Below are 10,923 nucleotides of genomic sequence, written 5' to 3'. Positions count from 1 at the left end.
GCCCTGGCTGTGCCGAGGCAGCGCGGTGCGCTTCCTGCTGACCCGCCTCTACGACTGGCTGAACCACCCGCCGGGCGCCTTCGTGCGGCCGAAGGATCCGCTAGAATATCTGCGCAAGCTGCGCTTCCACCAGTCGGTCCGCGGCCTGGGCGACTATTTCCTCGACGATTCCGACGTGGGCGGGGCCTGACTGAATGACCGACACCACCACTCCGACCGATGCGGGCGGCAAGACCGTCGACATCTTCACCGACGGCGCCTGCAGCGGCAATCCCGGCCCCGGCGGCTGGGGCGCCATCCTGCGCTATGGCGAGGTGGAGAAGGAGCTGTATGGCGGCGAGCCGGCGACCACCAACAACCGCATGGAGCTGATGGCCGCCATCATGGCGCTGGAGGCGTTGAAGAAGCCGGTGACCGTCCGCCTCTTCACCGACAGCGAATATGTGAAGAACGGCATCACCAAGTGGATTCACGGCTGGAAGGCCAAGGGCTGGCTGACCGCCGACAAGAAGCCGGTGAAGAACGTCGACCTGTGGCAGCGCCTGGAAGAAGCGAAGCGGCAGCACGAGATCGAATTCCACTGGGTCCGCGGCCACGCCGGCCACCCCGAGAACGAACGCGCCGACGAACTGGCGCGGCGCGGTGTGGCCGACGTGCGGGCGCAGGGCTAGCGTATAAGCCCTCTCCCGTCCCGGGAGAGGGAGGGGACCCACGAAGTGGGGAGGGTGAGGGGTGATCCAGGAACCGGAAGCGCATGGCTCCGTGCCTGACCCCTCACCCTTCCCACCGCTTCGCGGCGGGCCCCTTCCCTCTCCCGGGACGGGAGAGGGAAACGTCCTCCTAACTCAAACCTTCTCCAGCACCGCTTCGGCCGACGACACCTCGAACTTGCCGGGGGCTTCGACGGCGACGTGGGTGACCTTGCCGTCCTCCGCCACCAGGGCGAAGCGCTGGCCGCGGGTGCCCAGGCCGTGGGCGGAACCGTCCATGGTCAGGCCGAGAGCCGTGGTGAAGGTGGCGTTGCCGTCCGGCAGCATCTTCACCTTGTCGCCGACGCCGCCCTTGTCACCCCAGGCGCGCATCACGAAGGGATCGTTGACGGCGAGGCAGATGATGCTGTCGACGCCCTTGGCCTTCAGCGCGTCGGCCTGCTGGACGAAGCCCGGCAGATGCTTGGCGGAGCAGGTCGGGGTGAAGGCGCCGGGGACGGAGAACAGGACGACCTTCTTGCCCTTGAACAGCTCGTCCGTCGTCACTTCCTGCATGCCGTTGTCGGTCAGCCACTTCAGCGTGACGGACGGAATGGTATCGCCAACCTGGATGCTCATCGTCTCTAACCCTTCCGATTTTATGGGTCTGACCCGTTTTCCGGGTTCGGCCGGACCCTCGTTGCGGAGCCCGGCCCTGCATCCCTTCTATCCCCCGCGGCGGATGGCCGCAAGGCGCGGTTGGCCCGACTGTCCGCTTGGCATTGGACCGCCAAGGTCACGCCTTCTTCACGAACTCCGACTTCAGGTTCATGGCGCCGATGCCGTCGATCTTGCAGGCGATGTTGTGGCCGTCGGCGCCGTCCGTCAGACGGATGTTCTTCACCTTGGTCCCGCCCTTGACCACCAGGGACGATCCCTTGACCTTCAGGTCCTTGATGACCGTGACGCTGTCACCGTCGGCCAGCGGGTTGCCGTTGGCGTCGCGCACGCCCTGCCCGGTATCGGCATCTGTCGCGGCGGCGGCCGTGTCGGGGTTCCATTCATGGCCGCAGTCGGGGCAGTTCCACAGGCTGCCGTCGTTATAGGCGTTCTCGGAGTTGCACTGCGGGCAGTTGATCTGATCGTCCATCGTCGTCCTCATGGCGCGGGAGAAGCTCCCGGAGGCGCCCTGTTACCGCAGAATAGCCGCAACGGCCATAGGCCTTTTCCGGATTAGGGTCACGACGACTTGCCTGCCGCCGCCGCCTTCCCCGCCGCCTTGCTCAACGCCTCCAGCACGACCCCGTCGCTCAGCAGTTCCGGCAGGGCGATGCCGTCCGGCGCGCCGGGACCGTAGACGATGTTGAAGGGGATGCCGTAGCGGCCATGGTCGGACAGGAACTTCGCGATCGTTGCGTCCGGCCGGGTCCAGTCCGCCCGCATCGCCACCACGCCCTTGTCCTCCAGCCGCTCGGCAACTTCGCCGCGGTTCAACACCAGCTTCTTGTTGGCTTGGCAGGTGATGCACCAGTCGGCGGTCACGTCGACGAAGACGGTGCGGCCGGCGGCGACATGGTCGCGGATCGTCGATTCGACGAAGGGCACCCAGCGCGCCTTGCTGTCGCTGACCACCGGAGCCGCACCGGCCGACGGGCCGACCGCCGCCGGCATGGCGAAGGCGGCGACCGCCAGCACACCGGCCAGCGCCGGGCCGGCGGTCCGCGCCACGCCTCGGGCACTCCGCCCGACCCACAGCGCCAGCACCAGCCCCGCCATCAGCAGCCCGACGGTGGCGGCAGCCACCTCGCCGATCTGCGCGGTCAGCACCGACAGCAACCAAACCGCCGTCAGCATCAGCGCGAAGCCCAACACGACTTTCAGCTTCGCCATCCAGCGTCCAGGCCGCGGCAGCCAGCTGGCCACCCGCGGCCAAGCCGCCACCGCCAGATAAGGCAGCGCCAGCCCGACGCCCAGAGCCGCGAAGATCGCGTAAACCTCCACCGGCCCCTTGGACAGCGCGAATCCAACTGCTGTGCCGAGGAACGGCGCCGAACAGGGCGTCGCCAGCAGGGTCGCGAACATGCCGGTGGCGAACGGCCCGGCCAGCCCGTCACCACCCAGCCGGTCGGCCAGCGCGCGCGGCAGCGGCACCTCGAACAGCCCCCACAAATTGGCCGAGAACAGCGTGACCAGGACGACCATGAAGACCAGGAACAGCGGCTGCTGGAACTGGATGCCCCAGCCGACCGCCCCGCCCGCCGCCTTGACGCCGACCAGAACCGAGGCCATCAGCAGGAAAGAAGTGAGGATGCCGGCCGCACTTGCCAGGAAGCCGGCGCGCACCGCGGCGGGCGCCCGCCCGCCATGCTTGACCACCGACATCAGCTTCAGCGACAGCACCGGCAGCACGCACGGCATCAGGTTCAGGATCAGCCCGCCCAGCAGCGCCACCCCGAGCATCGCCGCCAGACCGACGCTGCCGGGGGTCGGCGCGGCGGAACCGCCAATGGCCGACACCGACGCCGTGACCGGCGCCTCGACCGCCTCGTCGCCATCGACCAGGGTCAGAGTCATCGCGCGCCCGGCCAGATCCAACCCGGGCTGCGGGTCGGTCACCGTCAGGGTCAAGCGGACATGGCGGTCATTGTCGGAAAAGACCGTCTTGGGGGCGGAGAAGGTCAGGGCCGGATCGGTCTCGACGAACAGGTCGGGGGTGATGAAGCCGTCGGCGGCGGTCGCCTCCACCTCCAGCGATGCCCCCTTGCCGCGCACGGAGTCGATGCGCAGCAGCCCGTTCGGCCCCTTCGGCACCAGCGCCTGGGCACGCGCCACGTCGTTGGCGACCTCGCTCGGGTTCGCCGGCCCGGCCGGCAGCGCAAGCGCGAGGTCAAGCGTCTGCGGCACGCAGATCTCCGAACAGACCAGCAGTTCGGCGGTCAGCGCAAGATCGACGGGCTTGCCGGGAGTCGTCGGCGTCCCCTGGATCGGGAACAGCACGGCCGTATCGTATCCCGCCGTCTCGAACCCCAGAACGGAGAAACGGTGCGGCGCCGGATAGGACAGCGTCGCCTCGCCCAGGTTGCCCGAGCGGCTCCAGTCCAGACGCGGTGCGAATCCGGCATCGCCGGGAGAGCGCCAATAGGTCTTCCACCCCGGCTCCATCCGCAACTCCAACCCCAGCGGCAGCGCCGTCAGGTCTCCGGTGCCACTCACCGCGGACACCAGCCGCGCCTCCACCGGTCCGGCCTTAGTCCAGGCGCCGATCCCGCCCCCTGCCCCAGTGCCCTGGGCAAAAGCAGGTACGGCGCCGCCGGCCAGCACGGCCAGAAGCAGCAGGAGGGCGAGGGCATGTCTTTTCATCGCGCGCACTGTTCTCTTCCCTGGAAGGGGCGCATCGGCGTCCCCGACACCCTATATGATAGCCCATATAATGGTGACAAAGCTCGGCCGGTGCTGTCACACTCCGGTGAAAGCGTCGCCAGAGCGCCAACCACAACCGACCGTAGGGACGGGGGCGGTCTTCCGCACCGAACCGACGACAAGGATAATCGCCCATGCCGCGTCTGACCAAGTCTCCGGACTCCAAGACCACGGAATCGCTGACCGGCCAGCTGCTGATCGCCATGCCCGGAATGGAGGACCCGCGTTTCCAGCGTACGGTCATCTATGTGTGCGCCCACAATGAAGACGGCGCAATGGGTCTGGTGGTGAACCGGCTGTTCGGGTCGATCACGTTCGAGGATTTGCTGGAACAGCTCGACATGGACATCCCGCAGCCGACCCACAATCTGCCGGTGCATTACGGCGGTCCGGTCGAGTCGGGCCGCGGCTTTGTCCTGCACTCCACCGATTATGTCCGCGACGGCACGCTGGTGGTGAACGACGACGTGGCGCTGACCGCCACCATCGACATCCTGCGCGCCATCTCCGAAGACCGCGGCCCGCGCCGCAACCTGCTGCTGCTGGGCTATGCCGGCTGGGGTCCGGGGCAACTGGATGCCGAATTCCAGGCCAACGGCTGGCTGAACGTGCCCTGCGACGAAAAGCTGCTGTTCGACACCGACCTGGACGCCAAGTGGGAGCGCGCCATCGGCAAGCTGGGCGTCAGCGTCTCCATGCTGTCGGGCGAGGCCGGGCACGCCTGAGCCCGCCCTCGTCCGCCTGACACGTTACTCCGCCCACCGTGCCGCTGCCGCGTCGTCGCTTTCCTTGGCCTCGACCCAGCGTTCCCCCTCCGGTGTCGCTTCCAGCTTCCAGAACGGCGCCTTCGTCTTCAGCCAGTCCATTAGGAAACGGCAGGACTCGAAGGCGGCGTCGCGGTGGGCCGAGGCGGTGGCGACCATCACGATGCGGTCCCCCGGCTCCATCCGGCCATAGCGGTGGATCACCAGCACATCGTCCAGCGGCCAGCGGCGCCGCGCCTCCTCCCCGATGGCTTCCAGCTGTTTCTCGGTCATGCCGGGATAATGCTCCAGCGTCATGGCGCTGACGGCAGCGCCGCCAGCGATGTCGCGCACCAGCCCGACGAACATCGCCACCCCGCCGACGCTGGTTCGGCCGGCGGTGAAGGCGGCGTATTCGACGCCGACGTCGAAATCCTCGGCCTGGACGCGGACCGCCATGCCGTCAGCCCCCCGTCACCGGCGGGAACAGCGCAATCTCATCCGTCGCGGAGATCGGATGATCGTAGGGCACATGCTCCTGGTTCACCGCCACCTTGACCACCTTGCTGTTGGCCAGCGCCTCGGCATGGCGCGGGCTGCGGGTCTTCAGCCATTCGACCAGACCGCCGGCCGTGGTCACCTCCGCCGGCAACTCCACGGTCTCGGTCGGCACGCCGATCTTGCTGCGCAGCCAAGCGAAATAGAGAATCTTCATCACGCGACCTCTACAGGAATTCTTTGAAAGGTAGGAAATCGACGGTCATGCCGGGCTCGACGCCGGCCAGATCCTCCGGCAACTCGATCAGGCCCTCGGACTCCACCAGCGACGACAGCACACCGGCCCCGTCGCGCGGGTATTTCGCCGCCACCAGCGCACCGTCGTCGCCACGGGCCAGCGAGCCGCGCAGGAACTCGCGCCGCCCCGGCTTCTTCTTGTGGGCGAAGCTCGCGCGCACCGGGATCGCCCGCGGCGTCTCGTCCGCCGCCCCCATCAGCCGCAGCAGGATCGGCCGGGCGATGCGCAGGAAGGTCACCACCACCGCGACCGGATTGCCCGGCAGCCCGACGAACACGGCGTCGCGCACACGGCCCAGCGCCACCGGCCGGCCCGGCTTGATCGCCAGCCGCCAGAAATCCAGCCGACCATTGGCCTCGACCGCCGGTTTGACGTGATCCTCCTCCCCGGTAGACATGCCGCCGGAGGTGATCAGCGCGTCATGGCTCATCGCCGCCTCGGCCAGAGCGTCGCGGATCGTCTCGAACCGGTCGGGCAGAATGCCGAGGTCGGTGACGGCGCAGCCCAGCCGGGTCAGCAGCGCGATCAGGGCAAAGCGGTTGGCGTCATAGACGGCGCCGGGCTCCAGCGCCTGCCCCGGCTGCCGCAACTCGTCGCCGGTGGAGAACACTGCAACGCGCAGCCGGCAGCGCACCTCCAGTACCCCATGCCCGAGCGACGCGGCAAGCGCGATGTCCTCCGGCCGCAGGCGGCGCCCGGCGGCCAGCACCACCGATCCTTCGCGCACATCCTCGCCCGCCAGCCGCCGGTTCACGCCGCGGCGGATGCCCGCCGGCAGGGTGACGGCGGCTCCATCGCTGCGGCAATCCTCCTGCATGAACACCGTGTCCATGCCCGTGGGCATCGGCGCGCCGGTGAAGATGCGTACCGCCTCGCCGCGCACTGCCGGCCGGCCGAGCCACTGCCCAGCGGCGACCCGCGCCGTCACCGGCAGCACGGTCGGCCCATCGGCAGCCAAATCGTCGAAGAACACGGCATAGCCGTCCACCGCGGCATTGTCGTGCGGCGGCACGTTGAAGGGCGCCACCAGATCGGCGGCCAGCACCCGGCCAAGCGCATCGGACAGCGGCACGGTCTCCGTCGCCGTCACCGGCCCGACCCGTCCGGCCAGCAGCGCCAGCGCCGGCTCCACCGCCATCATCGGCCCGCCGAAGGCGAAGCAATCATTGTCGAGTTGCACCATGGCCGCCACTCTAGTCCGCCGCGGCGTCCGCTGCGAAGAGGGAAAAGGCGTCCTTTCCGGGACGTGGCATTCAGCCGCCAAACAGCCCGGGGATTTCCTCCACCCGCGTCAGCAGCCGGTCCGGCCGCCGCGCCGCCAGCGCATCCTCGCGCGCGTAACCCCAGGCGACGGCGGCGCAGCCCATCCCCACCTTCCGCGCGGCTTCGATGTCGCGCACCTCGTCACCGATGCCGACGGCAAGCTCCGCCGGAACGCCGGCCGTGCGCAGCATCTTGCGGAACTTCGCCGCCTTGCCGAACAGCGAGGCGCCGCAGCCGTAATGCGCCACCCGCCCGGCCGCCTCCGGTCCCAGGATGCTGCGGATGTTCTCCACCGAGTTCGAACTGACGATGGCGACCGTCACGCCGCGGTCGCTCAACGCCCGAAGCATCTCCGGCACACCGTCGAACAGCCGGATACCGTCGATGTCGCGCGCCATCAGTTGCCGCATGTGGTTGGCGATGAAGGGCAGCTTCCAGTTCGGCACCCGCAGGTGCCGCATGATCTGCCGCGCGTCATAGCCGCGCAACCGCTCCACCTCGTCCGCCTGGACCCGGTTGAAGCCATAGCGGTCGGCAACGCCGTTCAGCACGCCGATGAACCAGGGAAACGAGTCGGCCAGCGTGCCGTCGAAATCGAAGATGGCAAGCCGATAGCCGCGGCGATCGAGCGCCTGCGGCATGCGGGAAGGTGCGGTATCCATGTCGTCTCTTGGTATGTCAAAACAGCGAAGGCGGGGCCTCACCCCAACCCGCAGCGCTCCACCACAAACGCCGCAATCGCCTCGGCGTCGTTCAGGTCCAGCACCGGCACCGGACAGCCCGGCACCGCGCCGTCGCTGGCGACCGCGACGATGGTGGGGTCGTCGGGCGCGATCAGCGCCTTGTCCACCTCGGCCCGCCAGACCTCGATCTTCTCGTGGCGGTCGCGCTTGAAGCCCTCGACCAGCAGCAGATCGACCGGCGCCACCTTGCCGATCAGCTGCTCAAGCGTCAGCTCCGGCTCGCCGTCGCGCAGTTCGTGCATCAGCGCCCAGCGGCGGGGGGAGCTTACCAGCACCTCCGTGGCGCCGGCCAAGCGATGGTTGTGGCTGTCCTTGCCGGGATGGTCGATGTCGAAGCCCTTGTGGGCATGCTTGACCGTCGACACGCGCAAGCCCCGCGCCGTCAGCGCCGGGATCAGCCGCACCATCAGCGAGGTCTTGCCGCTGCCGCTCCAGCCGGTCAGCCCGAAAATCTTCATGTTGGAAACTTTCAACCGGCGCTGCGGGCGGAACGGGCGGCGCCGGGCTTTGCCGGCTGTTCCGCCATCATGTGGGTCAACCCGGCGCGCATGTAATCCCACCCGGTGTAGAAGGTCAGAGCAGCGGCGATCCACAGCCCGACCGTGCCGATGAAGGTCACCGGCAGTTCCGCCGGACCATAATCACCGACGATCAGGAAGCCCAGTGCGATCATCTGGATCGTCGTCTTCCATTTCGCCAGCCAGGTTACCGGCACGCCGACATGCAGCCCGGCCAGATACTCGCGCAGCCCCGACACCAGCACCTCGCGCAGCAGGATCACCACCGCCGGCAGGATCGACAGGCCGGTCAGCCGGTGGAACCCCGCCAGCATGATGAGGGTCGCCGCCACCAGCAGCTTGTCGGCGATGGGATCCAGGAACTTGCCGATCACGCTTTCCTGCGCCCAGGCGCGCGCCAGATAGCCGTCGAACCAGTCGGTGATGCAGGCGGCGGCATAGAGCGAGCACGCAGTGTAGGCCGCCCAGGCCTCCGGCACATAGAACAGCCCGACCACCACCGGGATCACCGCGATTCGCGACAGGGTCAGCAGGTTGGGCAGGCTGGTCAGCATGACGGAAAACTCGAACCGCTGGAGGATGTCGCCGCACGGCGCCCGTGAGAGCGCCGGCTGGTTTGTTGTGCCCGCATTCTAACCATCGGGATGGAAGTGATCGTATATCTTTTTCGCAACGGCGCGATTGATCCCTTCCACCGCCTCCAGATCGGCCAGCCCGGCGCGAGCCACCGCCGCCCCGCTGCCGAAGTGATGCAGCAGAGCCTTCTTGCGGGCGGGACCGATGCCGGCGATCTCGTCGATCGGCGATTTGCCGATGGCCTTGGTCCGCTTGGCCCGGTGGGTGCCGATGGCGAAACGGTGGGCCTCGTCGCGCAGCCGCTGCAGGAAATACAGCACCGGGTCGCGCGGCTCCATCTGGAAGGGCGGGCGGTTCTCCATGAAGAAATGCTCGCGCCCGGCGTCGCGGTCCGGCCCCTTGGCGATGCCGACCAGCGTCACGTCGTCGATGCCCAGCTCCGCGAACACCTCCAGCGCCACGTTCAGCTGCCCCAGCCCACCGTCGATCAGCACCAGATCGGGCCACGTCCCCAGGCTTCGCTCCGGGTCCTCCTTCACCGCCCGGCCGAATCGGCGGGTCAGCACCTCGCGCATCATGGCGAAGTCGTCGCCGGCCGCGCCCTGCTCGCGGATGTTGAACTTGCGGTAGGCGTTCTTGATGAAGCCCTCGGGCCCGGCGACGATCATCGCGCCGATGGCGTGCGCCCCCTGGATGTGGGAATTGTCGTAGACCTCCACCCGCTCCGGCGGTCCGTCCATGCCGAAGGCGGCGGCCACCCCCTCCAGCAGCCGCGCCTGGCTGGAGCTTTCGGCCAGCCGGCGCCCATGCGCCTCGCGCGCGTTGGTCAGGGCATGCTCGACGATCCGCCGCTTCTCGCCGCGCTTTGGTTCGGCGAGTTCCACCTTGTGCCCGGTGCGCACCGCCAGCGCCTCACTCAGCAGCTCCAGCTCCGGCAGGGCGTGGCTGACCAGCACCAGCGGCGGCGCCGCCTTGTTTTCATAGAACTGGGCGATGAAGGCGGCCAGCACCTCCTCGGTCTCCGCCGCCTTGTCGTGGCTGGGGAAATAGGCGCGGTTGCCGTAGTTGCGCCCGCCGCGGAAGAAGAAGACCTGGATGCAGGTCACCCCGCCCTCGGCATAGGCGGCGATGACGTCGGCATCCTCCACCACCCCCTCGACATTGATGTCCTGGTGGGCCTGGATCGCGGTCAGCGCGCGGATACGGTCGCGGTAGCGCGCCGCCGTCTCGAAATCCATGGCGTCGGAGGCGGCCATCATCCGGTCGGCGAACTCCGTCTGGATGTCGCGGCTCTTGCCCGACAGGAAGGCGCGGGCCTGACCGACCTGCGCCTGATACTCCGCCGGGCTGACCCGACCGACGCAGGGCGCGGTGCAGCGCTTGATCTGGTATTGCAGGCAGGGCCGCGTGCGGGCGGCGAACACCGTGTCGGCGCAGTTGCGCAGCAGGAAGGCGCGCTGCAACGCCGTGATCGTCCGGTTGACCGCCCCGGCGGAAGCGAAAGGGCCGAAGTAATCGGCATCGCGCCCGCGCGCGCCACGATGCTTGGTCAGCTGCGGATAGTCGTGGTCCTTGGTGATCATGATGTGCGGAAAGGTCTTGTCATCCCGCAACAGCACGTTGTACCGCGGCATCAGCTTCTTGATCAGGTTCGATTCGAGAAGCAGCGCCTCCACCTCGGTGTGGGTGTTGACGAACTCCATCGTCTCGGTCTCCGCGACCATGCGCTGGAGCCTGACCGGCAGCTTTCCCACCTGGGTGTAGTTGGTCACCCGGCGCTTCAGGTTGCGCGCCTTGCCGACATACAGGACCGCCCCGTCACCCGCCAGCATGCGGTAGACGCCCGGCGTCTGCGGCAGGGTCTTCAGATGCTCACGAATGATCTCGACGCCCCGGTCGATGTCGGCCGGCCGCCGTTTCGGACGCGCGGCAACGTCCTCACTGCCCGAGGCATCGGCGTCGGAAGAGGAAACCAGGGGCTCTGAGGAATGCGTTTCGGACATGACCAGAATGTCGTCGAGCGGCCGTCGCGGGTCAACTGTTGGGCACGCGAAGGACGCATGCGGAGCGACTCACCCCTCCGGAAGAATATCCACGAAACCTGTGGATAAGTTTGTCGATAACGATGGGGGTAGCCCATCCGGAGCTAGGCGCCACAACGGGTCGCATGCTTCC

The 10,923-nt window shown here is 68.1% G+C and carries 12 protein-coding genes and 1 pseudogene; 3 read left to right on the top strand and 10 right to left on the bottom strand.

Annotated features, from left to right (window positions below; all coding sequences use genetic code 11):
- Positions 1 to 190, top strand: a pseudogene (locus TSO5_RS31210) (homoserine kinase); the annotation flags it as partial.
- A gap of 4 nt (positions 191 to 194) precedes the next feature.
- The gene (rnhA, locus tag TSO5_RS31205) at positions 195 to 671 is read left to right on the top strand and encodes a ribonuclease HI (protein ID WP_109155242.1); all 477 of its coding nucleotides are present in this window, start codon (positions 195 to 197) and stop codon (positions 669 to 671) included.
- 174 nt (positions 672 to 845) lie between these two features.
- Here the strand turns inward: rnhA and TSO5_RS31200 are convergent, their stop codons facing one another.
- The 3 genes from TSO5_RS31200 to TSO5_RS31190 form a co-directional block, all read right to left on the bottom strand.
- Positions 846 to 1,328, bottom strand: coding sequence for a peroxiredoxin (locus TSO5_RS31200; protein ID WP_085089463.1), 483 nt, complete (start codon positions 1,326 to 1,328; stop codon positions 846 to 848).
- Positions 1,329 to 1,485: 157 nt separating this feature from the next.
- Positions 1,486 to 1,839 (bottom strand): zinc ribbon domain-containing protein YjdM, encoded by a 354-nt coding sequence (locus TSO5_RS31195; protein WP_109155241.1) that lies wholly within the window; start codon positions 1,837 to 1,839, stop codon positions 1,486 to 1,488.
- 89 nt (positions 1,840 to 1,928) lie between these two features.
- Positions 1,929 to 4,049: a protein-disulfide reductase DsbD domain-containing protein gene (locus tag TSO5_RS31190; protein WP_109155240.1), complete on the bottom strand. Its 2,121-nt coding sequence runs from the start codon at positions 4,047 to 4,049 to the stop codon at positions 1,929 to 1,931.
- A 194-nt stretch (positions 4,050 to 4,243) separates the two neighbouring features.
- Between TSO5_RS31190 and TSO5_RS31185 the strand changes: the two genes are divergently transcribed.
- Positions 4,244 to 4,834, top strand: a complete 591-nt coding sequence (locus TSO5_RS31185) for a YqgE/AlgH family protein (RefSeq protein ID WP_085089466.1) — start codon at positions 4,244 to 4,246, stop codon at positions 4,832 to 4,834.
- Between the two features lie 24 nt (positions 4,835 to 4,858).
- Here the strand turns inward: TSO5_RS31185 and moaE are convergent, their stop codons facing one another.
- From moaE to uvrC, 7 genes are all read right to left on the bottom strand, one after another.
- Entirely contained in the window at positions 4,859 to 5,311 is a 453-nt protein-coding gene (gene moaE, locus TSO5_RS31180; protein WP_109155239.1) for a molybdopterin synthase catalytic subunit MoaE, read from the bottom strand.
- A gap of 4 nt (positions 5,312 to 5,315) precedes the next feature.
- Positions 5,316 to 5,567, bottom strand: coding sequence for a molybdopterin converting factor subunit 1 (gene moaD, locus TSO5_RS31175; protein WP_109155238.1), 252 nt, complete (start codon positions 5,565 to 5,567; stop codon positions 5,316 to 5,318).
- 10 nt (positions 5,568 to 5,577) lie between these two features.
- Positions 5,578 to 6,831 carry a gephyrin-like molybdotransferase Glp gene (glp, locus tag TSO5_RS31170; RefSeq protein WP_109155236.1) on the bottom strand — a complete coding sequence of 418 codons (1,254 nt, stop codon included), beginning with the start codon at positions 6,829 to 6,831 and terminating at the stop codon, positions 5,578 to 5,580.
- Positions 6,832 to 6,901: 70 nt separating this feature from the next.
- Positions 6,902 to 7,573 carry an HAD hydrolase-like protein gene (locus TSO5_RS31165; protein ID WP_247871059.1) on the bottom strand — a complete coding sequence of 224 codons (672 nt, stop codon included), beginning with the start codon at positions 7,571 to 7,573 and terminating at the stop codon, positions 6,902 to 6,904.
- Positions 7,574 to 7,611: 38 nt separating this feature from the next.
- Positions 7,612 to 8,112 carry a molybdopterin-guanine dinucleotide biosynthesis protein B gene (gene mobB, locus TSO5_RS31160; RefSeq protein ID WP_109075408.1) on the bottom strand — a complete coding sequence of 167 codons (501 nt, stop codon included), beginning with the start codon at positions 8,110 to 8,112 and terminating at the stop codon, positions 7,612 to 7,614.
- An 11-nt stretch (positions 8,113 to 8,123) separates the two neighbouring features.
- The gene (gene pgsA, locus TSO5_RS31155) at positions 8,124 to 8,726 is read right to left on the bottom strand and encodes a CDP-diacylglycerol--glycerol-3-phosphate 3-phosphatidyltransferase (protein WP_109049932.1); all 603 of its coding nucleotides are present in this window, start codon (positions 8,724 to 8,726) and stop codon (positions 8,124 to 8,126) included.
- A gap of 78 nt (positions 8,727 to 8,804) precedes the next feature.
- Positions 8,805 to 10,724 carry an excinuclease ABC subunit UvrC gene (uvrC, locus tag TSO5_RS31150; protein WP_348981072.1) on the bottom strand — a complete coding sequence of 640 codons (1,920 nt, stop codon included), beginning with the start codon at positions 10,722 to 10,724 and terminating at the stop codon, positions 8,805 to 8,807.
- Positions 10,725 to 10,923: the final 199 nt, after the last annotated feature.

The sequence above is a fragment of the Azospirillum sp. TSO5 genome (assembly GCF_003116065.1).
Lineage (GTDB): Bacteria > Pseudomonadota > Alphaproteobacteria > Azospirillales > Azospirillaceae > Azospirillum.
The sequence above is the reverse complement of the archived record's forward strand: the minus strand, read 5'-3'. Positions and strand labels throughout refer to the sequence as shown.

Bases quoted from the DNA above. Each gene is read 5' to 3' on its own strand.
- TSO5_RS31165 (WP_247871059.1), bottom strand. From the start codon at position 7,573: ATGGATACCGCACCTTCCCGCATGCCGCAGGCGCTCGATCGCCGCGGC.
- moaD (WP_109155238.1), bottom strand. From the start codon at position 5,567: ATGAAGATTCTCTATTTCGCTTGGCTGCGCAGCAAGATCGGCGTGCCG.
- rnhA (WP_109155242.1), top strand. From the start codon at position 195: ATGACCGACACCACCACTCCGACCGATGCGGGCGGCAAGACCGTCGAC.
- TSO5_RS31185 (WP_085089466.1), top strand. From the start codon at position 4,244: ATGCCGCGTCTGACCAAGTCTCCGGACTCCAAGACCACGGAATCGCTG.
- mobB (WP_109075408.1), bottom strand. From the start codon at position 8,112: ATGAAGATTTTCGGGCTGACCGGCTGGAGCGGCAGCGGCAAGACCTCG.
- TSO5_RS31200 (WP_085089463.1), bottom strand. From the start codon at position 1,328: ATGAGCATCCAGGTTGGCGATACCATTCCGTCCGTCACGCTGAAGTGG.
- moaE (WP_109155239.1), bottom strand. From the start codon at position 5,311: ATGGCGGTCCGCGTCCAGGCCGAGGATTTCGACGTCGGCGTCGAATAC.
- TSO5_RS31190 (WP_109155240.1), bottom strand. From the start codon at position 4,049: ATGAAAAGACATGCCCTCGCCCTCCTGCTGCTTCTGGCCGTGCTGGCC.
- TSO5_RS31195 (WP_109155241.1), bottom strand. From the start codon at position 1,839: ATGGACGATCAGATCAACTGCCCGCAGTGCAACTCCGAGAACGCCTAT.
- glp (WP_109155236.1), bottom strand. From the start codon at position 6,831: ATGGTGCAACTCGACAATGATTGCTTCGCCTTCGGCGGGCCGATGATG.
- pgsA (WP_109049932.1), bottom strand. From the start codon at position 8,726: ATGCTGACCAGCCTGCCCAACCTGCTGACCCTGTCGCGAATCGCGGTG.